Raw genomic sequence first — 19,481 nt, 5'->3', positions numbered from 1 at the left:
GGCATTTTTCATTCCATCGTTGGGTTTTGTGTTTACGGTGGTCTGGCTAGGTTTCGTGGTAGCGTTGCTCACACCTTAATGCGGCGTTAGCTTATTTATTATGGAGGTCAAATGACTTGGGTAGTTGGTGGAAATTGCTTTAATGGCTTCGTATGTGTAGCTGATATACAGGTAACCTTGGAATATAAAAATAAGCCAAGGAAATATTATAACTGCGTACAAAAAATACATAAAGTTTACGATAACTTGTGTGTGGCATTTAGTGGAGATATTAGGTCTGGCTTAATAATAATAGAAGACTTGCAGAAAAATCTTCATAACTCGATAAAAGAAAACGAATACTTCGACTTAGATGGTCAGTCGAAAGAATTGATTGAATATTTGAAAACGGTATATAAAAAATTAATGGAACAAAAGAACCATATTTGGAGCTAATGTTTCTATGGAATGCTCAGGAGGGTGATGAACTACATTACAGATCATATCTAATGACTTTTCGTAGCCCTAGCTTTAACATGAGCTCAACAAAGGTTTTGGATACAAAAGACACTGGTTTTGGGAAATATGATAATAGGTATAAATCTATTTCAAATTTGCTTTCTGGAAAAGAAAATGACCTACCAGAGTTTAGTAAGCTTAAGGGCGAGATTGAGGACATACCAACTGTGTGGACAGTTGAAAAATTTAAGAATTTTGTCTTTGCGGAAGCTTCCCAGATCGATTTTCCTGGAGTTAGTAAATCTCTAATATGTTTTGAATCCGTGATTGAGCATAAAGATATATTCCCAGATTGGGTTAATGATATGCTAAAGGCTGTTTTTGAACATTTGGGGGTTAATTACAGTACAAAGAATACCGCTAATCATTCAGTAAACATAGTCGAAATGGATATAGGTGAAATTGATCGTGTGATTAAGTATCTATCAAAAAACGACCCTGAAAAGTTAGATGTGTTGAAGTGTATGCTTGCTTTAGCTGTACAAGAGTATGACCCCTCTTGCCTTCATAAACTACCTAAAGTTACTAACAGCTATCATGCTGATGAAAATGAAATTATTCATAGTCCCCAACTGTTTACCAAATGGAAAGATCTTCGTGAGTTTTTGAAACTGAATGGGGAAGTCGTAAATGCTTGTTCAGCTATATCAGCATAAGCTAACAAGGCATTTAAGAGTGATTCTGTAGTTGACCCGATCTAATGGACACCTTCAATTGTAATTGGAGGTGATTATGCCAGCTTATAAATCAGGTAAAAAAACTCAACAATATCTTACGGAATTTAAGGTAACTGCTGTCCGACTTTCGCTTCGAGAAGGAGCTACAGTTAAAAGCGTGGCGCTATCATTAGATATCCACCCTTATATGCTTTCTAAATGGCGAAAGGACTATAGAGAAGGGGTTATTATGGAAGATAAACGTAAGAAAAGGACTCAGATCCCGAGCCAGAAAACTGAGTCTAGTCGGATTGCAGAGCTCGAACGTCAGAACGAACAACTTAAGCTCGAGAATGACTTGCTAAAAAAGTGGCAACGATTCGTTGCCCAAGAAAATCGACAAAATTCCGATTCATAGCCCATTACAAAACACGTTATTCCATTGTATTGATGTGCCGTTTTCTATCTGTTTCTAAGTCGGGTTACTACGCATGGCTTGATAGAGAACCAAGCCGCTACGATCAAGAAGAGCAGGCTTTGAAGAAGCGTATAATTAAAGTGTTTACCCAGAGTCGAGAGACTTACGGCAGCCCACGAGTTCATGCAGAACTGAGGCGCCAAGGAGTTTTGGTTAGCCGCAAGCGTGTGGCTCGGATCATGAGAGAGCAAGGGCTAAGAGCACGAAGTTATCGCATTTACATGAAAATGGCCAAGCTACATCGGTTCTATCAATCGATTAAGAATATTAAAAAAGACACACCAAAACCAACGGCAGTTAATCAACAGTGGTCTGGAGATCTAACGTATATCAGGCAAGGCAAACGTTGGATGTATCTAGCGGTCGTTATTGATCTTTACTCACGTAAAGTCGTCGGTTGGTCGCTTGGTAGTAAGAAGAGTACACAACTAACGATGAGTTCGCTGAGAATGGGCATTAGAAATCGAAAGCCACAAGAGCGCCTGTTGTTTCATACTGACAGAGGCTCTGAATATCGAGCCCATGAAGTTCAAGCTTTACTATCAAAAAATGGAATTGTCCCAAGCATGAATCGCCCAGGTCATTGTACTGATAATGCAGAGGTGGAGTCGTTCTTCCATACGCTCAAAGGCGACATGATTAGGAAAAATAGCTTTAAAAGTGAGAAGCAGCTTAGAGATAAACTTGTCGGTTATATCCAGCATTTTTATAACCGTTATAGACTGCACTCAAGTCTTGGATATCGAAGCCCGCATGAATATGAAGTCATGACGGGTTAAAGAAGATAGGGTGTCCATTTTATCGGGTGAAGATCATTCCCAACGCTTGGTATTTTCGCTTCGCTCAAGTTTAGCCAAGCGTCGATCACACCTTAAGCGGGCGTTAGGTCTAAGGAGTTGTTATCAACAGATTACTAGTGTTGGCGGGAGTGTTAGTCGCATTTATCGCACATGGCACCCCAGTAAGTTCAGAATATTGCTCTGAGACAGTTATTCAATCAAATAGATTGGAAGCAGGTCAGATGGTTAGAGTTCAACAAGGAAAGCTAAGGGTCAATGTCTACAGACGGAGTGAGATAGAAATTGCTAAGGCAAAGAAACATGTTGGTGGCAGTTTCGATGAACGATACCCCTCTTGGTGGCCTAAAGATAAATACCCACTTAACTATTTTTCCGTAGCAGAGCGTTCAGTTGTTCCAGAGTATTTTGTTTTTTGGGACCGCAGCCCTATTAACGGTGCGATAATAACTCTGATTAATCCAGAATGGTACGATGAATCAGAAGACCTGAGTTATCTAGGCGATAAGTGGCAATCTGGCCTTATCGATTACGAAAATCAAGTGTACTACGACACGACAGGTAGACCCGTTAAATGGGGAGCTAAATCAAAAGGTTTGGAGTTGTCAAAACTGCCATTGCTTATTCCTAACCACGAATATGACAAAAAAACAGGAAACATACGACTCCTTTGCCAATAAACCTAATAAGCATTTAAGCAGACTGTCAACGCTTGGCATTTTTAACTCGGTTTAGCTTCAGTGATTCAGGTGGTAAGTTTGAGTGTATTGGTAGCGTTGTCAGCTACTTAATTGGGCTCGATGGACTCCCTCTTTTGTCAACAATAGCGCCCGCTGACAACCGTGGATCGGACAGCAGCTCTACATTCGGTGTTTAATCGGAACCGTTCGGTCACTTTGATGATATTCGTTGATGCCTGCCTCATTCGTCAAACAGTATTTATTATTTCCCAATTAAACAGGTTTAGGTTTCTCGGTCTAGGCGACCCCGTCTGGTCGTATTGTCATCATTTGATATTGCTTTGACTCGGTGAGTGTTAACCGTTTACATAGTTATTCTTGTACTCTTTTCCTGTTGTTAATCATGCCCATATTATACGAGCATTCTTTGCTGCTAGGGCGACAGCTGCTCGTTTATAGCCTCGTCGTTCAACGAGTTGATTTAACCAAATACTGTTGCGATCGGTTTTCTCTTTACATCGTGCAATAACAGTTCTTACGCCATGAATAAGTAGAGTGCGAATGTGTTTTTCGCCTCTTTTGCTAATGCGACCAAGATGGACATGACCACCTGTTGAGTATTGTCTTGGAACCAACTCTATCCAAGCGGCAAATTGGCGGCTAGAGCCAAATTGTTTGGCGTCATTTACGGTCTCGACACTGGCACTGTGTTCATCGACTCCTGGAATATCCATATCTATCAGGGCTTTGGCTGAAGCCATCTCAGGGACTAAACCAGAGACTCTGCGATCATAGTGCAGTATTTCTAGGTTAAGGTATTAAATCTTGTTCGATAGATCTTGAAGCAGTTCTCTCGCTCAAAGGTGTGCACCAGAGCAAGTCTCGATGCAAATGAGGCAGAGCGGTAACTTAGCGAATGTGTCTAAGATTTTGTTTTTTTTAACAGTTTTGCGTAGGATGCACTTGCCATATGCATCAACGATGTTAATACTAAACGCATTCTTGTCGAGGTCACGTCAATAGTTTGAATGGTGGGTATAGTAACTTCTAGTTCTTAAGCGTGTACTAAATAAGTATGCCACACAGAGTGTCAGGTAGAAGGAGTCTATATCATTCGTTATATTTTTTATCGAGAATTATATGAAAAAATTATTGTTATCAACTATTGCTTTAATAATGGTCGCTGGTTGCCAGTCTACACCGGTTCAGAATGAAGAAACGACAATAGCTGATGTATTGAAAGCTTCAGTTAACGCAATTAACAAAATTGCACCACAAATGGTTGATAGTGAGACCCGAATTGATAGTTCGTATGCAGTTGAAAATAAGTGGTGTATAAATACACCTTGATAAATTACAGCGTGGATGATTTCGATACTGAAAAAGTCCAAGAAATAATTACTAAGCAAGTAACCGGTTTTGTTTGTACTTCGCCAGGGATGGAATATTTTGTAGATAATGCTATCGATATTTCTTACCATTACTACGATAAAGATAGTAAATACATCACGGAAGCTAATGTAAAAACGGCTGACTGTTCAAAAATCTAACAAGTCACTCAAAAACGGAAAGATTACTGTTAGCTCTCGCTTGTGCTCGCACATTTTAGCCAACCGTATTTTTTCGCCTAGCTTAGCGCTATAAATGAGGCGGTGTAATGGTTATTAAAGCGGTTAAAGCACAGTATCGATTACCGATGAAATATCAAAAAATCACGTCTTATGTTGGCTTTTTTGGTGTAATTTTGGGCATCTTCTTCTGTATTAAATCAAGCATGCTGTTAACAGGTTGGTTTGGCGTTGATCTTAATTTACCGTTAAGCCAATTAGATGGTTCAGAGTATGGTGTTTATCAATTTCTAGGTTCACAGATCTTAGTGCTAGTATTGTCGGTGTATGCCGGTGTTGTATGTGTCGCGAGTGTTTTTTCTTTAGTAATGTGCCTTTTAGGCAAGTTTAGTTTACGTGAAGCAATTAGTTATACGTTGTTCTCTAAATTTCCTAAGGCATGGATGAATCCATACTCAAATTTATAACAAACCATTTAAGTAGATTCTCAACGCTTGGCATTTAAGGTTTAAATCAGCTTTAGGGATTACGGCACAATTAAGCACCACATAAGTGTGGCAGATCCCCCCCTGTAGGGCGAATCCATGTCATTCGTTATGTTAATGGAGGTTAAAATGTCTTCTGTACCAAGAAATAAGGATGAATTGGAGCTAGCTATAAACTCGATATTTCCGAAACTCATGGCTGATTATCGTTCAACTCCAGAAAGGAAAGTTCGTACATTTGGAGTAGAGGGGAACGTCAAAGGTACAACCATTAGCGTTAGTGATACGGTGGCTTACTTGATTGGTTGGGGTAAGCTCGTTCTTAAATGGCATCACCAAAGATCTCAGCATCAACAGGTAGATTTCCCGGAAACTGGTTACAAATGGAACCAATTAGGCCCACTCGCCGAAAGCTTCCACGAGGAGTATCGTGATTGGAAATACGATGATTTACTCATTGAACTTGAGTCGACGGTTAACGAGATACTTTTACTCATTTCAAGCTTAAGTGACCATGATTTGTATGGTGTTGCGTGGTATGAACAATGGACTTTGGGGCGCATGATTCAGTTTAATACGTCATCACCTATGAAAAACATACGTACTAAAGTTCGGCGTTTCAACCGAGAATTCACATAACAAGTAGTAAAGCAGAACGTCAATGCTTGGTATTTTACGATACGTTGGGTTTTGTGTTTACAATGGTAGGTTTAGGAGTATTGAAAATGTTTTTTTCTAGTTCATATCAACCCTTAGTTAATGGCACTCATTTGTGTGAAGAGTTGGCTAGGTTTTTATCCAAAAACAAAAGTAACTTTGAACAGAAACTAGTTCCAGATCTGTCTCACATAGATCATATGGCTCACAATGTTAATGGTATTGAAGTTGTAAAGATTTCTTACGTGAGTTCCAATCAATATCAACTCGACTATTCATACGATTGGGAAGTCTATCGTGGTTGCTCTGACATGAATGACGCTGGTATCGAGCATGGAAGGGTACTGTTTGTCCTCAATGATAACGGTTCCATTGAAATTGATTTCCCTGAATATGAAGAGCGTGATACATGTGATGAATTTTAGTACTGACAAACGGTTTATAAGCACTTGTTAACATCGGAGTTTAGATGGAAAGTGAAAGATTAAAATTGGAACCTCCTTCCTTAAATTATATCGATGCTATGTATGGAGTCATTGAGGAATGTAAGCAAGATCTCTCCCAGTTTTTGCCTTGGGTTTCAGGCTTATTATCTAAACAAACTTTAGAAGATAACACTAAAGAAGCAATGGTGAATTTTGCCAGTTGTACTGGTGAATTTTGGTTTAATATCATTGAAAAGAAAACAGGGTTATTTATCGGCGTTGTAGGTTTTATTGTCAGAGATAAATCCGTACCATATTTTGAAATTGGCTATTGGTTACAAACTTCAAAAACTGGTTTTGGCTACATAACTGAAGCTGTTGGTTTGGTTGAACAATACGCTTTTCATGACTTATTAGCACTACGATTAGAAATTAGAATGGCAGCGTCAAACCTTAAGAGCCAGGCTGTTGCAAAGCGTTGTGGTTATGAGGCTGAAGCAACACTAATTAACTCTAGGCGACTGCCGTCAGGTGAGATCGATAGTACGATGATTTATGCTAAAACACGATGCTAACAAGCCATTTGATCAATCCAAGCAGACAGCCAACACGTGGTATTTTAAATTCCAAATTTGTTCAGAACTCACATTGAATTTCAAAACAATGCGTTATATCGTTTTCTAAGTTCATCGTTTTAAAGGATTAGACATGATTAAGCTCAGACCAATGACCTCAAGTGAATATCCAGCTTATTGTGATTATTTTATTGATGATTACAGTCGTGAAATTGTTGAAAACTATGGTCATTCATTGGATAGGGCGATTGAATTGGCTAATCAGGATCTTCTTCGTAGTTTTCCAAATGGTTTAGAAACTAACGATCATGCGTTGTTGTGCGTTGAATCGGGTTCAGAATTGGTTGGTTATTTGTGGCATTCAATTAATGCAGCTGACAAATCCACGTTTATTTATGACTTCTTTATTTTTCCAAACTTCCGTAATAATGGTTACGGAAAATTGGCAATCTCTGTTCTTGAATCGCAATTGAAATCGGTTGGTATTGAACAGATAAAGCTGAGAGTCGCTTACCAAAATCAGAGAGCGTTAAAGCTGTATCAAGAAATTGGCTTTGCTATTTCTGGCTACAATATGTCAAAGAAAATAGTCACTTAACATTCTCGAGATTGCACACCCACCCAATTTGCGACCTTCGCCACTCTAGGCTACTTTTGGTTTACCGCGTTGAGTGGTAAGTTTGGACTTAATCGCATAGCAGAGAACGTGTTATGCAGGTATTAGGCTTACGGAGTAGGAATGGATATTTCCCTCAGACAGGCAAGTGAAAAAGATATTCCTTTTTTACTTTCACTGCGCGATAAAACGATGAACCAATATTTGGAAGATGTTGGTATATCAACAACTAACGAAGAGCATGAAAAGCGAATACGCTATGAATTTGCGCATGCGAAAATCGTTGAGTTGGACAATGAACCCATTGGATTATTCAAGGCTACCTACAATACAGATCTTAACGACTGGCATTTGGTGCAAATTCAAATTGATCCCGAATACCAAGGTTTAAAGATTGGTAGGACGTTGATTAATGGATTGATCGAGAAAGCTGCAATAACGAGCTCTAAAATAGGTTTAAGTGTCATTAAAACCAATCCAGCTCAACAGTTGTATTTGCAGATGGGTTTTGTGATTGTGAAAAAAGCGGATGATGAGTACTTGATGGAGCTGCAAGCGTAACAAACACTTAAGTAGAACTGTCTCTTGAATAAGCATAGAGTCATTGACGCACCAGGTCTAAGTACAACAGTTGAACGATGGTCACGACAAAGAAACTAAGGGAATCAACATGAAACAACGAATATTCAGAAATATGCAGTTAGCTGTAAGTATTGGATCTGGTTTTGCGATCTATCAGTACTTTTTTATGACAGACGGTGCGTTTGATTTTTATGGGCCAATTGTGGTGTCTGCTTTTACGTTTGTAGTTAGCAGTATTGGTACCGTTTTAAAAGAAATAATCATGCGCAAAAAGGAGACTGCGTGAGAATAGTGGAAGCAAGTCGGTCTGATCTAGAGTATTTCTTCGAATATATAGGAGCGCTGCTTCTTGAAAATATGGTTGGGTTCAACAGGAAACTTAGCAAGCTATATAGCCAAGCATCGTTTGAGTTAGCAACGCCTTTATATCGCAACAAGTGAATCGGAGGTTCAATGGACAAAGCAATCAAAACACATTTCGACGAGTATCCTGATGATGTTCGGGGCCGGCTTGAAGAGTTACGTTCATTAATCTTTGAGCTTTCCTCTGATTTGGGTTTAGGTGACGTCGAAGAGTCTCTGAAATGGGGTGAGCCGAGTTACAGCGTTAAGACAGGCAGCCCAATTCGAATCGACTGGAAATTGAAATCGCCAAACAACTATTTCTTGTTTTTTAACTGTCAAACAAAGCTAGTCGACACATTCAGAGAGTTACATGATGGTACGTTGGCATTTCAAGGTAATCGGTCAATCATCTTGAACCTAACTGAACCACTTCCAAAGGCGCCTATTAAGCAGTGCTTAGAGCTCGCCTTAACTTATCAGCAACGCAAACATCTACCGCTTCTTGGCGCGTAATTCTCACGCGCTGTCATGTGCTTAACTGAATGTGATTCGAATTTGAAAAGTACGCTTGCAACTGATTTACAAGGCTTGGCACTTCTCGTTTAATGCTAGGTTAGTGTTTAACGTCTTATGGTTTAGGTTAGTGGCGTTGCTCGGACCGTAAAGTGGTATATGAACAAGGACAGTTTATGAGTCAACAAGAAATCTTTATAGGGTTTATTGCTTATGGGCTTATCAGTAGCGTTATTGGATTTTTTACATTTTTTGTCATCAAAAACGCTAAGTTCAAACAAGCGTTGTGGACTTTCCAGAATGTTACTTTTGGTATTTTCTTAATTGGATATATCTATTTATCGGGTGGTGGAGGAGCAAAATTGTTGGTCTGGGTTCCATTGGTCACTTTAGTTTCCATTTACAATGTCCACTCTGTAAAATTTTGTAGTTCATGTGGAAAAACTAACACAAGAAAAAGCGGATTCTCGGCCATAAAATCATGTGGCGATTGTGGTAATACTTTATAGTGAAGCATCGACATAACAAGACGTTAGTGTCATCTTGAGTTTCAGCTTAAAAAGGAAGTGGTATGAATTTAGATAAAGCGAAGAAACGGATTGCTAAACAGGTTAAGAAAGGCGACAACGGCTACCCTAAAATTACGTTAGCGTACTTTGGCCCAACAAAAGAGGTTGCAACTCAAGTAGCCGTCCAATTTGTAATGGGCGAGGGAGACAGTGTTCAAGAAGAGCGTTTTTCTTGTGAAACTGAAATTAGAGATAATGAGCTCATTCAAACAACCTTACTCAAGGTAATCGAACGCGCTAATGTTAACTCAGTGATTGAAGTTGAAGGCGTAACTGTTCTCTAGCTTTCAATATCTAGTTTTTATTTTGAGTCTCGATCCTAAGGTGGCTCTATATTTCTGCTAGCTTGATTGGTTAGCCTATAAGGTATTTTGTGATTGAATTTAAAACAGTAGGTCTTTTTGTATTAACTGCGATAGCGGAAATCGTCGGCTGTTATTTACCTTACCTTTGGCTTAGGCAAGATAAGAGTATTCTGATTTTAATTCCGGCTGCAATTAGTCTTGCTGCGTTTGCTTGGTTACTCACTCTACATCCGACAGCGACAGGTCGGGTTTATGCGGCATATGGCGGTGTGTATATCTCGGTTGCATTGATATGGCTGTGGTTGGTTGATGGCGAAAAACCGACAACGTGGGATATGGTAGGTGGCTCAATCGCTCTACTTGGTATGGCGATTATCATGTTTGGTCCTCGAAACGCGTGATTCATGTATTGAGCGAATAGAAGAGGTTAAAGCCATGGAAAAGGTTGATTGGCATAAGAATAAAATTGACGACAGTACCGTTATTACAGATAGCTACAAAACGACTCAGAATGTTCGCCGATATTTCAAATCCCAATTTGGTGAGCAGTTTAAATTCAATCGTGATTTTATGCTTTGGATGAAAAGTGCGACTGGGTTGACAATGGGTGATGCCTTGAAAGAATGGGCTAAGCGACATCCAGACAGTTGAGTTTTATATAATGACAAAAATACCGCTGATCGAGTCAGCGGTATTTTTTATTGAGAGCATTGGTTTGAAGAGTCGCGTATAGCTTCTCGAGTTTGCAGAAGCTAATTCGACACTTTGTATTTCACTAGCAACTTGCCAATCTCCACCTAACGCTTTATATACCGCAATCGTGGTGTTGATTATTTGAAGCTTTTCGGCCACTTGGCGATCTCGTATCACTTTTGTTGCTTTGTGCGTCGAACAAAGGCAAATAATCGACTAGGCCCGCTTTATATAATGACTTCGCTTTGCTTACGGCGTTATCCACGGCGTCTGTTGCTTCATCTATGCGTTTGGGTTTCTAGATTAGTCACGGTCAAACGCAGTGAATGCGTAGTCTTGCTGTAGGTTTGCTTGATATTTACCACTTTCTATTTGTTCAACTGATACATTTGATTCACCTAGGTGTACGTTACGTACAAAGTGATGTTGATTCGTTGGTAACGTTGCTTTTAGCTCTTGATTGCTCATTGTATTTAGTGAAGAAGCAAACTCTTCAGCAGCGTTTTGTGCCTGTTTCTGAGTGGCAAAAACACCCACATTTAGATCGGCTTCACGATCAATTTGAACCCAAGAAGATGAAGCGAAAGAAGCTGAAGTAAATGCAATAGTTGCTGCAAGAGTAATAATGCGTTTCATAATGTAATCCTCAAATAATTTTATTTTCTTGAGGCGCTTTGCCTCGGTACAACGCTATTATTATGCAGAATTGAAGTGTGATAAATATCACATTCTTCTTTTCACTGATGTTAAAAATGCACGAATAAAGGCTTGGTTTTCCATTTTTGACCCAGGTGTGGTGACATTTTTAACGTTGGAGGTGTTTTTATACAGTTTGTGAAGCTTATAGAAACTATTAAATGAAGAGATCATCTAGTGACAATGCAGCTAAAGGTATAGCTACGTAATAATTTTATATTTTCGATTTTTTCTTTGAGAGGTTTATGTTTTTATTGAAAGTGAAAGTGAAAGTGAAAGTGAAAGTGAAAGTGGCGGGTGTTTGATAGGTAAAAAAAGCAGCAATAAATTGCTGCTAGAATATTTCGTAGTTAATAAGTAACTTTCAAAGGCAGTGGGGAAAGTCAACGAGGTAAATAATATTTTAAATATAGTGATTTGTCTCGATAATAAATAACCATACATTGTGGTAATACTTGCATCAAGCTATCTTTAGATATAAAAAAGCCCACTATAAGTGGGCTTTTTCTTGATTAATATTAGAACGAGTAGCGAAGTGCTAACGCTAAAATATCATCTTCACCGTCTACGTCGGTGATCTTGTATTCAGCAAGTGTTTTGAAGTTAGGAGTTAGGTTGTATTCACCACCTAGTGAGTAGTAATCAACTGTATCTACACCGTCTTTCTCTAGGTTGTTATAACCGATTAGAGCGTTAAGCTCTTTAGTTACCTGGTAAGTAACGACTGCTTCAATACCTTCGTAGTCAATATCGTTATCCGTACCATCTTTTTCCCAGTTCTCGCCATCGCTGAACACTACTGCAGCGTACAGATCTTCGTAGGTGTATGAAACTGCTGCCGTTAGAAGTTCAGAATCTGCGCCAGCAGCTGCACCTTCACCTTCACCTTCGTTGTAACCTAGTGCTACTTTCATGCCAAACGGCAGTGCATAGTCTGCTGCAATGCCGTATGAAGAGGCATCTGTTGAAACTTGGTCATTCTCGCCTTGGTAGCTTACGTGTACATTAAGAGCATCGTAAGAACCCGTTGCTTTGAATACAGAATCTGAACGGCCAGTACCAAATAGATCAGCACTTACACCTGCAGCTTCGTTACCAAACTCTGGGAAGATATCTGTGTAATCAGACACTAGTGTTACTGCACCAAATTGGCGACCGTAGCTAACCGTCCAAAGCTCAGAACCCACACCTACGTAACCTTTACGTACGTCAAATTCGTCTTCGTTTTCGTTGCCGCTATTAGATTTAAATTGCAGCTCGTACAAACCGAATGCATATAAATCATCATTAATTTGAGATTTTCCGTCTAGGCCAACACGGATGTAGCTTTGGTCTCCGTCGATATTTTTATCACTAGAAAAATAGTAAGCACCTTGAGCTCTACCGTGAATATTCAGTTCAGTTTCTGAATCAGAGTAAACTTGTGCTGCATTAACTGCAGAGCCAAAGATTGCGGCACCAATTGCCAGCGAAATGATTTTCTTGTCCATATTTTAATTACCACTACATTGTGTTTTAAGTCGAAGTAATTATCTATACACATGGATTATTTAAAAGTGAGTAATTATCAATTAACTATGGTAAATAATAAGCACAAGTATTTGGTATAAAATATTCTATCTTATTGTTTTTCGATCTTTTATCAAAAATGATAGGAACTTGGTTATCTTTTTTCTCTTATTAATATAATTCCAGAGAGAAGGAAAGAGTAACCGAAGAATTCTAGTCCTTCTTCAACTAGTGTTTTTATATCTCTATTGTAGCCATCACCTAAAAAATCCATCCAGAAGCCTTTGTAGCCGGCAATGCGAGAAAATATAAAGAACATAAAGAAACCGATGACCCAGATAAGAAAACTATCTGTAGTGAAAAATCGGTTTGCTCCAGCAATGATGCTTTTTTGATTGGAAAGCAGTTTATAGAAGATTATTGCTGATATGACACTAGCGGGGACCTTCCAAAAGCCATGAAAAAAGAACAACTCAAACACTTGGTCAAGTTCTCTCGAAACGAGCAGTAACATGATCAGAGAATGAATTTTTAATATCGATGAAAAGGCATGACTCTCTCGCGCTTTGAAGTAGCTGATTAGTGCAGTGCCTAGAAGGATAACAACCTGGCTGATCTCAAGTACAGAGCTCTCTTTGGTATGAGAGTCAAAGTGAATACTAATGTAAGCAACGACTAATGTGAGTACGAAGCTATGTAAAATAATGAACGTATCAAAAATGCGGTTGCCGCGTCGTTCGTCATAAATTGGGCTGATATATTGCATTATATGAATCCAGAAAGTGGTAAAACGATAGAGTAAAACGGGAGCCTTGTTACAAGTAGGTTTCCCAAATCGGCGTTGTACCAATTTCATTCTGTATTGAGTCGATAAACAGCTTGGCGAGAGGTTGTTGATTACGGTGTGAGTACATAGCAAATATATCGCTGTGAGTTGATAGTTGGTATTCAGGTAGAAGTTGTACAAGTCCTTGTTTTTCTAGTTCTTCCTGTAGCATGAATTGCCCAATAACAGCATAGCCAAGGCCGTCTTTCACTGCGTCCATGATGAGATCAGTTTCGTTTACCTTGTACTTGGCATTCATATTGAAGGTTTTGATTTCACCAGCTTGTTCGTCATCGACAATTCTAATCTTGTCCGATATGAAAGATTCACTTGAGTAAACCACCGCTGGTAGCTCTATCAACTTTTCCAGTGTTTGCGGATTACCGTGTCTTGCTAAGAAACCTTCTGAAGCAATGATGGCTAATTTATTGGTCGCAAGTTTGCGCACAATCATGTTCGACTCGCGAATTGGGCCGATGCGAAATACAACGTCGTAACCTTCACTGATCACGTCAACTTTATGATCAGAGAGTAAAACTTCTACCGTAATGTAGGGGTACTTGTGCATGAAGCTTTTGACGGCTTTTTTAAGGTATGTACGACCAAAGAACGACGAACTCGAGATCTTTAAATGACCCCGCGGCTCAGCGTGAAAAGTGTCTGCAAGCTTTTTGGTCTCAGTCAGCAGCTCACGTATTTTCTTCGCCTGTTGGACCATCTCTTCGCCAGCATTGGTGAGTGATAGCGATCGGGTCGAGCGGTTGAGCAGTCTTAGCCCTAGGCTGTCTTCTAATTTTTTTATCTGTTTAGACAGTGCGGAACGGTCAATGTGGTTCCTATCGGCCGCCTTTGCAAAGGTGCCGTATTCAGATACGTCGAGCAGTAGTTCCAGTTGAGTAGCTAAGTCCATACTCAAACTCCTAGTAATATTTTTGCAATTAGATGTGATGAAGTGCGCATTCTACAAAACCTATTCGCAAAAATTATGGTTTTATTTGCACTTTACTAGTGTGTTTTGTGCACCAATATCGAGATACTTCGATAACTCTTCCGTTAGGCCATGAAAGTGTACAAAGAGTATGCAAATGTCCTCTAGTTAGACGTAATGGTTATTTTGTAGATGAAAATACAATAACGGTAATAGCTTGCTGGTAAAGAGGCTGAAAAGTGCGTTGAACCCGTGATAACACGGGTTCAACGATCAAGTCGGGTTTTCAATCGTGCAAATTAGGCATTACTAAATGTTTGAATTGGGGGCTTTTCTGCATCACCGCACCTTCTTAGAATAGCCGCCGCAAATAGGTGAGGTTATTTATGTATAAAAAAATGATTGCTGCTAGCGTGTTGTTAGCAGTGCTTAATGGGTGCAGTGGCGAAGAGGCAAAGGCCTTAGCACCATCGAAGGTTCTTCCTGAACTCGATATTGCACAAGTGGCGCAAGAGCCAGTACAACAGTGGTTTACTTACACCACACGCATAGAAGCGCCTAAAGAAGTGTCTTTAATGCCCCGAGTGTCGGGAATGATCGAGACGATTGAGTTTCAGGATGGACAACGAGTGGAAAAAGGCGATCTGTTAGTGACACTAGATGCTCGTCCATTTGCTGCTCGTGTTGAACAGCTTAAGGCTCAGAAGTCGAGTGCACTAGCCGCACTTTCTCAAGCCAAGAGTGAACTTAAGCGTGCGGACGAGTTGATCAAACGCAAAGCTATATCTGCAGAGCAGGCTGAAACGCGTTCTACAGCGGTGAAGCAACGTGCGGCGGAGCTGTCAGCGATTGTGGCTCAATTGAAATTAGCTCAACTAGACTTGGATTTTACACGTATCTATGCGCCAATCAGTGGCACAATTTCTCATGCTTTTATCACTGAAGGTAACAACGTTAATCCCAACCAGAGTGTGCTTACAGACATCGTCTCTAATGGAAAGGTATATGCGTACTTTAATGTGGATGAACGTACTTGGAACCGATACTTTTCTAGAACGACTGTAGAGTCTGAATTACCAGCTCGTCTTACTCTGTCTGGGCTATCTGATACATCGGTCACGGGGAGAGTTGACTTCGTTGATAACGCCATTGACATTAATACGGGTACGTTGACTGTGCGCGCCGTTTTCGATTCAAACAAACATCCTTTGTTGGTAGGTTCGTTTGGCCGTGTGCAAATCACAACCAGTGATGAGCAAGATGTTTTATTGGTTCCAGAGCGAGCAATAGGTACAGACCTAGAAAACCGTTTTGTTTTAACGATGAATGAAGCAAATGTCTTAGAATACCGACCTATAGAGCTGGGCGAGCGCTACGGTAAGTATCGAGCTGTTATTAGTGGCCTAGAGAGCAGTGATTACATTGCGGTAAATGGTCCAGCAAAGGTTGGGCCAAATACTGAGATTATTCCACGTCCTGTGGATCTTGATCTTTCAAGTACGCGATTGACATTGGCGAAGCTAGAAACGCAAGAGCAAAGTGTCTCTTCGATGCAAGGTCAATAGGAGTAGAGAATTATGAAATTTGCGCACTTCTTTATTCAGAGACCCATTTTCGCATCTATGCTTTCACTACTCATTCTTATTGCCGGTGGTATTTCTCTGTTTCAATTGCCGGTCAGTGAGTATCCTGAAGTAGTTCCTCCAACCGTAGTGGTGACAGCCAATTATCCAGGTGCCAACCCGAAAGTGATTGCTGAAACGGTTGCTACACCATTAGAGCAGGAGATCACCGGCACCGAGAATATGCTGTACATGTTTTCTCAAGCGACGAGTGACGGTCGTATGACACTAACGGTTACTTTTGCTCTAGGGACTGATCTGGATAAGGCTCAAGTACAGGTACAAAACCGTGTGAATAGTGCGCTTCCGCGTCTACCGCAAGCGGTTCAACGCCTAGGTGTTATCGCAGAGAAAGCGTCACCCGACTTAACGATGGTGGTTCATATCTACTCGCCAGATGAGAGTCGAGAAATCAGTTACCTGTCTAACTACACAAATCTCTACATCAAGGATGAAGTCGCAAGATTAGGTGGTGTGGGTGACGTGCGGCTATTCGGCGGCGGTGAATACTCGATGCGCCTCTGGCTTAACCCAGATGAACTCGCTTCTCGTAACCTAACCGCGATGGATGTGGTTAATGCTGTACGTGCCCAAAACCAGCAAGTTGCAGCAGGCTCGTTGGGTGCGCAACCTGCGAGTATCGATAACCAATTTCAGATTCTGTTAAATGTAAAAGGCCGTTTGGCAGACCTTGATGAATTTCGAGATATCGTAGTCAAAGTTGGCAAAAACGGTGGAATAACACGTCTTCGCGATGTCGCTGAGGTCGAGTTAGGTCAGAATACCTATGCGTTGAGAGCAATGCTGAATGGCAAACCTGCAGTGGCGATGCCGATTTTCCAGCGACCGGGTTCTAATGCAATTCAATTGTCTGATGATGTACGTTCTGTTATGGCGAATTTATCTGAGAAGTTTCCACAAGGTGTCTCTTATGAGATCGCGTATGACCCTACCGTCTTCGTACGAGAGTCTATTGATGCAGTCATTCACACGTTGTTGGAAGCGATCATTCTCGTTGTGATTGTGGTGATATTGTTTCTGCAAACATGGCGAGCATCAATCATACCGATTATTGCAGTCCCAGTGTCTTTGGTCGGGACATTTGCAGTCATGCAGTGGTTAGGCGTGTCTATTAATACCTTGTCTCTTTTTGGTTTAGTGCTCGCAATAGGCATTGTTGTCGATGATGCGATTGTGGTGGTTGAGAATGTTGAGCGGAATATTCATAACGGTCTCTCTCCATTGGATGCGACAAAACAGGCAATGTCGGAAGTTACAGGGCCAATCATCGCGATCGCTTTGGTCTTGTGTGCGGTATTTGTACCAACGACCTTTATTACTGGTTTATCTGGCCAGTTCTACAAACAGTTCGCATTGACGATTACGATCTCGACCATCATCTCTGCGTTCAACTCTTTGACGCTGTCGCCTGCGCTTTCTGCTCTTCTGCTTAAAGAGAAGGACGCCAAGCCAGATTGGTTGACACGTGTATTGGATACCATCTTTGGGCGTTTTTTATTTGCACCGTTCAATAGACTGTTTGATGCAAGCTCAAATCAATACCAAAGCTTGGTTAAAAAGCTCATTCGAATGAGTGCGATTGTTGTCGTGATCTACTTTGGTTTACTCGGTAGCACAGCGACCTTGTTTAACGCAGTGCCAGGAGGCTTCATCCCGCAGCAAGATAAACAATACTTGGTTGCAATAGCTCAATTACCTGATGCAGCGAGCTTAGACAGAACCGATGCAGTAATCCGTGAAATGGAGCAAATGGCGCTCGAAATTCCGGGGGTGGCGCAGACAATCTCTTTCCCTGGGCTTTCAGTGAATGGTTTCACTAACAGCCCAAATAGCGGCATTGTTTTTGTTAGTTTGGAGTCTTTTGATAAGCGTACGACGCCGGATCTCTATGCTAATGCTATTGTGGCTGAGCTCAATAAGCGTTTTTCTGCTATTGATGAAGCGTTTGTTGGGATTTTCCCACCCCCTCCAATTCAAGGCCTGGGCTCTACAGGTGGATTTAAATTGCAGATTGAAGACCGTTCGAATAAAGGATTCGAAGAGCTATTTAATCAGTTAAACCAAGTGATTCTGGAAGCGCGCTCTCGCCCTGAGCTCATAGGTTTGTATTCGACCTTTAGGGTTCAAGTTCCGCAAATGGAGATCAACATTGACCGCGAGCAGGCTATGTTGCAAGGCATTCCGCTTGAGCAAGTGTTTGATGCATTACAGGTTTACCTTGGCTCTTTATATGTCAATGATTTCAATTTGTTTGGTCGCACTTATCAAGTGAACGCACAAGCGGACGCGAATTTTAGGGTCGATCCGAAACAGATTTTGAAATATGAAGTGAGAAACGCTCGCGGTGACATGGTGCCTTTAGGAGCTGTGCTGGAAGTCGTTCCATCAATTGGTCCAGACCGAGTGATGCACTATAACGGATACCCAAGTGCAGAGCTTAACGGTAGCCCAGCATTTGGTTACAGCTCTGACCAGGCTCAAAGTGCTATTGAAGAGGTACTGGCGCAAACCCTATCTGAAGGTATGGCTTATGAATGGACGGAGGTGACATACCAACAGATCATTGCGGGTAATACCATGGTCTATATCTTCCCATTGGTCGTGCTACTGGTGTTTATGGTTCTGGCGTCTCAGTATGAGAGTTTAACTTTGCCATTCTCTATTATTTTGATTGTGCCTATGACCATCTTATCGGCGTTGGCTGGGGTTTGGTATGTTGGGGGAGATAACAACATTTTCACTCAAATCGCCTTGATTGTGTTGGTAGCCTTGGCAAGTAAGAACGCGATCTTAATGGTTGAGTTTGCAAAAGAGCTAAAAGATCAGGGACAAAGCCCACTAGATGCTATTGTGGAGGCGTGTCGGTTGCGTTTACGTCCAATCTTAATGACTTCCATTGCTTTCACTGCGGGTGTTATTCCGTTAATGCTTGCCACAGGTGCTGGTGCAGAAATGCGTCAAGCGATGGGAACCGCGGTTTTCTATGGCATGCTTGGCGTAACCGTATTTGGGTTATTGTTAACGCCAGTCTTTTATATGTTGGTGAATAGAAAGCGGAATTGAATCTAATTCTAATTGAAGATTAGGCCTAAATTGAAAAGCCCTCTAACGTTTGTCGTAAGGGGCTTTGTTTTTGATATCTGTTGTCTGTCGAATAAAGGGGTTACCTTTCTCGGGAAAGCATACCATTAATAGTTTTCTGCGTTAGCTCACTGACTTGATTGATGTTTTTCTGTTTATATCTTTCTAATTTTGCTTGTTGGTGATCTTTTTAGTTGTCTTGTGTGGGGTTAGCAGACTGTATTGCTTTTTCCTTGCGTATGAACTCATTTTGTTGTGGTACATGAAAAACGACCGATCGCCTCATGGCTTGGGCTTGAAGATTAACTACATAGTACTTATTACTGTATTAGGCGCTGCCTAATAATTTTATAAAT

General features: G+C 40.8%; 22 protein-coding genes and 3 pseudogenes. 19 read left to right on the top strand and 6 right to left on the bottom strand.

Annotated features, from left to right (window positions below; all coding sequences use genetic code 11):
• Nucleotides 1–111: 111 nt before the first annotated feature.
• From SJY39_RS22610 to SJY39_RS22595, 4 genes are all read left to right on the top strand, one after another.
• Entirely contained in the window at nucleotides 112–435 is a 324-nt protein-coding gene (locus SJY39_RS22610; RefSeq protein WP_016793509.1) for a hypothetical protein, read from the top strand.
• An 80-nt stretch (nucleotides 436–515) separates the two neighbouring features.
• Entirely contained in the window at nucleotides 516–1,154 is a 639-nt protein-coding gene (locus SJY39_RS22605; protein WP_235612528.1) for a hypothetical protein, read from the top strand.
• A 76-nt stretch (nucleotides 1,155–1,230) separates the two neighbouring features.
• Nucleotides 1,231–2,411 (top strand): IS3 family transposase gene (locus SJY39_RS22600; protein ID WP_154723872.1). Its coding sequence is split into 2 segments (ribosomal slippage): nucleotides 1,231–1,516 and nucleotides 1,516–2,411, totalling 1,182 coding nucleotides; the frame shifts between segments, so codons are not numbered across the junction.
• Between the two features lie 137 nt (nucleotides 2,412–2,548).
• A complete protein-coding gene (locus tag SJY39_RS22595; RefSeq protein WP_016793277.1) occupies nucleotides 2,549–3,109 on the top strand; it encodes a hypothetical protein in 561 nt (186 codons plus the stop codon).
• A gap of 401 nt (nucleotides 3,110–3,510) precedes the next feature.
• Here the strand turns inward: SJY39_RS22595 and SJY39_RS22590 are convergent.
• Nucleotides 3,511–3,966 (bottom strand): annotated as a pseudogene (locus SJY39_RS22590) (transposase); the annotation flags it as partial.
• Between the two features lie 283 nt (nucleotides 3,967–4,249).
• On the opposite strand from SJY39_RS22590, the pseudogene SJY39_RS22585 reads away from it, so the two are divergent.
• The 13 genes and pseudogenes from SJY39_RS22585 (at nucleotide 4,250) to SJY39_RS22525 (ending at nucleotide 10,400) form a co-directional block, all read left to right on the top strand.
• Nucleotides 4,250–4,659: pseudogene (locus tag SJY39_RS22585) on the top strand (hypothetical protein).
• Between the two features lie 107 nt (nucleotides 4,660–4,766).
• The gene (locus tag SJY39_RS22580; protein ID WP_016768474.1) at nucleotides 4,767–5,144 is read left to right on the top strand and encodes a hypothetical protein; all 378 of its coding nucleotides are present in this window, start codon (nucleotides 4,767–4,769) and stop codon (nucleotides 5,142–5,144) included.
• 147 nt (nucleotides 5,145–5,291) lie between these two features.
• Nucleotides 5,292–5,801 carry a ClbS/DfsB family four-helix bundle protein gene (locus SJY39_RS22575; RefSeq protein ID WP_010441000.1) on the top strand — a complete coding sequence of 170 codons (510 nt, stop codon included), beginning with the start codon at nucleotides 5,292–5,294 and terminating at the stop codon, nucleotides 5,799–5,801.
• Nucleotides 5,802–5,887: 86 nt separating this feature from the next.
• Nucleotides 5,888–6,244, top strand: a complete 357-nt coding sequence (locus SJY39_RS22570; RefSeq protein WP_016789330.1) for a hypothetical protein — start codon at nucleotides 5,888–5,890, stop codon at nucleotides 6,242–6,244.
• Nucleotides 6,245–6,288: 44 nt separating this feature from the next.
• Nucleotides 6,289–6,819, top strand: a complete 531-nt coding sequence (locus SJY39_RS22565) for a GNAT family N-acetyltransferase (protein WP_016797689.1) — start codon at nucleotides 6,289–6,291, stop codon at nucleotides 6,817–6,819.
• 133 nt (nucleotides 6,820–6,952) lie between these two features.
• Entirely contained in the window at nucleotides 6,953–7,417 is a 465-nt protein-coding gene (locus SJY39_RS22560; protein WP_010440995.1) for a GNAT family N-acetyltransferase, read from the top strand.
• 141 nt (nucleotides 7,418–7,558) lie between these two features.
• Complete coding sequence (locus SJY39_RS22555; RefSeq protein ID WP_372275430.1) at nucleotides 7,559–7,996, top strand: GNAT family N-acetyltransferase; 438 nt, start codon at nucleotides 7,559–7,561, stop codon at nucleotides 7,994–7,996.
• A gap of 109 nt (nucleotides 7,997–8,105) precedes the next feature.
• Nucleotides 8,106–8,303: a hypothetical protein gene (locus SJY39_RS22550; RefSeq protein WP_016768471.1), complete on the top strand. Its 198-nt coding sequence runs from the start codon at nucleotides 8,106–8,108 to the stop codon at nucleotides 8,301–8,303.
• A gap of 167 nt (nucleotides 8,304–8,470) precedes the next feature.
• Nucleotides 8,471–8,875 (top strand): DUF1801 domain-containing protein, encoded by a 405-nt coding sequence (locus SJY39_RS22545; RefSeq protein WP_010440988.1) that lies wholly within the window; start codon nucleotides 8,471–8,473, stop codon nucleotides 8,873–8,875.
• Between the two features lie 176 nt (nucleotides 8,876–9,051).
• A complete protein-coding gene (locus SJY39_RS22540; RefSeq protein ID WP_016768469.1) occupies nucleotides 9,052–9,384 on the top strand; it encodes a hypothetical protein in 333 nt (110 codons plus the stop codon).
• A 62-nt stretch (nucleotides 9,385–9,446) separates the two neighbouring features.
• Nucleotides 9,447–9,728, top strand: a complete 282-nt coding sequence (locus tag SJY39_RS22535) for a hypothetical protein (RefSeq protein WP_010440984.1) — start codon at nucleotides 9,447–9,449, stop codon at nucleotides 9,726–9,728.
• 89 nt (nucleotides 9,729–9,817) lie between these two features.
• Nucleotides 9,818–10,150: a YnfA family protein gene (locus SJY39_RS22530; protein WP_010440983.1), complete on the top strand. Its 333-nt coding sequence runs from the start codon at nucleotides 9,818–9,820 to the stop codon at nucleotides 10,148–10,150.
• Nucleotides 10,151–10,184: 34 nt separating this feature from the next.
• On the top strand, nucleotides 10,185–10,400 hold the full coding sequence (locus SJY39_RS22525; RefSeq protein WP_010440981.1) for a DUF6434 domain-containing protein: 216 nt from the start codon (nucleotides 10,185–10,187) through the stop codon (nucleotides 10,398–10,400).
• 90 nt (nucleotides 10,401–10,490) lie between these two features.
• Here the strand turns inward: SJY39_RS22525 and SJY39_RS22520 are convergent.
• The 5 genes and pseudogenes from SJY39_RS22520 to SJY39_RS22500 form a co-directional block, all read right to left on the bottom strand.
• Nucleotides 10,491–10,734: pseudogene (locus tag SJY39_RS22520) on the bottom strand (hypothetical protein); the annotation flags it as partial.
• Between the two features lie 11 nt (nucleotides 10,735–10,745).
• The gene (locus SJY39_RS22515) at nucleotides 10,746–11,078 is read right to left on the bottom strand and encodes a DUF3316 domain-containing protein (RefSeq protein WP_010440976.1); all 333 of its coding nucleotides are present in this window, start codon (nucleotides 11,076–11,078) and stop codon (nucleotides 10,746–10,748) included.
• 578 nt (nucleotides 11,079–11,656) lie between these two features.
• A complete protein-coding gene (locus SJY39_RS22510) occupies nucleotides 11,657–12,628 on the bottom strand; it encodes a porin (protein ID WP_016800167.1) in 972 nt (323 codons plus the stop codon).
• Between the two features lie 173 nt (nucleotides 12,629–12,801).
• Nucleotides 12,802–13,413, bottom strand: coding sequence for a hypothetical protein (locus SJY39_RS22505; protein ID WP_010440973.1), 612 nt, complete (start codon nucleotides 13,411–13,413; stop codon nucleotides 12,802–12,804).
• A gap of 49 nt (nucleotides 13,414–13,462) precedes the next feature.
• Entirely contained in the window at nucleotides 13,463–14,383 is a 921-nt protein-coding gene (locus SJY39_RS22500; protein ID WP_016766855.1) for a LysR family transcriptional regulator, read from the bottom strand.
• Nucleotides 14,384–14,787: 404 nt separating this feature from the next.
• Between SJY39_RS22500 and SJY39_RS22495 the strand changes: the two genes are divergently transcribed.
• The gene (locus SJY39_RS22495) at nucleotides 14,788–15,966 is read left to right on the top strand and encodes an efflux RND transporter periplasmic adaptor subunit (protein WP_010440967.1); all 1,179 of its coding nucleotides are present in this window, start codon (nucleotides 14,788–14,790) and stop codon (nucleotides 15,964–15,966) included.
• 12 nt (nucleotides 15,967–15,978) lie between these two features.
• Nucleotides 15,979–19,107 (top strand): efflux RND transporter permease subunit, encoded by a 3,129-nt coding sequence (locus tag SJY39_RS22490; RefSeq protein WP_010440965.1) that lies wholly within the window; start codon nucleotides 15,979–15,981, stop codon nucleotides 19,105–19,107.
• Nucleotides 19,108–19,481 lie beyond the last annotated feature (374 nt).

It is taken from the genome of Vibrio sp. R78045 (assembly GCF_042466085.1).
Lineage (GTDB): Bacteria > Pseudomonadota > Gammaproteobacteria > Enterobacterales > Vibrionaceae > Vibrio > Vibrio cyclitrophicus.
This window is presented reverse-complemented; position numbering and strand designations above follow the sequence as displayed.

Excerpts from the sequence above, each read along its gene's own strand:
- SJY39_RS22575 (WP_010441000.1), top strand. The coding sequence starts at position 5,292 with ATGTCTTCTGTACCAAGAAATAAGGATGAATTGGAGCTAGCTATAAAC.
- SJY39_RS22515 (WP_010440976.1), bottom strand. The coding sequence starts at position 11,078 with ATGAAACGCATTATTACTCTTGCAGCAACTATTGCATTTACTTCAGCT.
- SJY39_RS22525 (WP_010440981.1), top strand. The coding sequence starts at position 10,185 with ATGGAAAAGGTTGATTGGCATAAGAATAAAATTGACGACAGTACCGTT.
- SJY39_RS22605 (WP_235612528.1), top strand. The coding sequence starts at position 516 with ATGAGCTCAACAAAGGTTTTGGATACAAAAGACACTGGTTTTGGGAAA.
- SJY39_RS22570 (WP_016789330.1), top strand. The coding sequence starts at position 5,888 with ATGTTTTTTTCTAGTTCATATCAACCCTTAGTTAATGGCACTCATTTG.
- SJY39_RS22505 (WP_010440973.1), bottom strand. The coding sequence starts at position 13,413 with ATGCAATATATCAGCCCAATTTATGACGAACGACGCGGCAACCGCATT.
- SJY39_RS22490 (WP_010440965.1), top strand. The coding sequence starts at position 15,979 with ATGAAATTTGCGCACTTCTTTATTCAGAGACCCATTTTCGCATCTATG.
- SJY39_RS22560 (WP_010440995.1), top strand. The coding sequence starts at position 6,953 with ATGATTAAGCTCAGACCAATGACCTCAAGTGAATATCCAGCTTATTGT.
- SJY39_RS22565 (WP_016797689.1), top strand. The coding sequence starts at position 6,289 with ATGGAAAGTGAAAGATTAAAATTGGAACCTCCTTCCTTAAATTATATC.
- SJY39_RS22545 (WP_010440988.1), top strand. The coding sequence starts at position 8,471 with ATGGACAAAGCAATCAAAACACATTTCGACGAGTATCCTGATGATGTT.
- SJY39_RS22535 (WP_010440984.1), top strand. The coding sequence starts at position 9,447 with ATGAATTTAGATAAAGCGAAGAAACGGATTGCTAAACAGGTTAAGAAA.
- SJY39_RS22540 (WP_016768469.1), top strand. The coding sequence starts at position 9,052 with ATGAGTCAACAAGAAATCTTTATAGGGTTTATTGCTTATGGGCTTATC.
- SJY39_RS22495 (WP_010440967.1), top strand. The coding sequence starts at position 14,788 with ATGTATAAAAAAATGATTGCTGCTAGCGTGTTGTTAGCAGTGCTTAAT.
- SJY39_RS22550 (WP_016768471.1), top strand. The coding sequence starts at position 8,106 with ATGAAACAACGAATATTCAGAAATATGCAGTTAGCTGTAAGTATTGGA.
- SJY39_RS22510 (WP_016800167.1), bottom strand. The coding sequence starts at position 12,628 with ATGGACAAGAAAATCATTTCGCTGGCAATTGGTGCCGCAATCTTTGGC.
- SJY39_RS22500 (WP_016766855.1), bottom strand. The coding sequence starts at position 14,383 with ATGGACTTAGCTACTCAACTGGAACTACTGCTCGACGTATCTGAATAC.
- SJY39_RS22580 (WP_016768474.1), top strand. The coding sequence starts at position 4,767 with ATGGTTATTAAAGCGGTTAAAGCACAGTATCGATTACCGATGAAATAT.
- SJY39_RS22610 (WP_016793509.1), top strand. The coding sequence starts at position 112 with ATGACTTGGGTAGTTGGTGGAAATTGCTTTAATGGCTTCGTATGTGTA.
- SJY39_RS22555 (WP_372275430.1), top strand. The coding sequence starts at position 7,559 with ATGGATATTTCCCTCAGACAGGCAAGTGAAAAAGATATTCCTTTTTTA.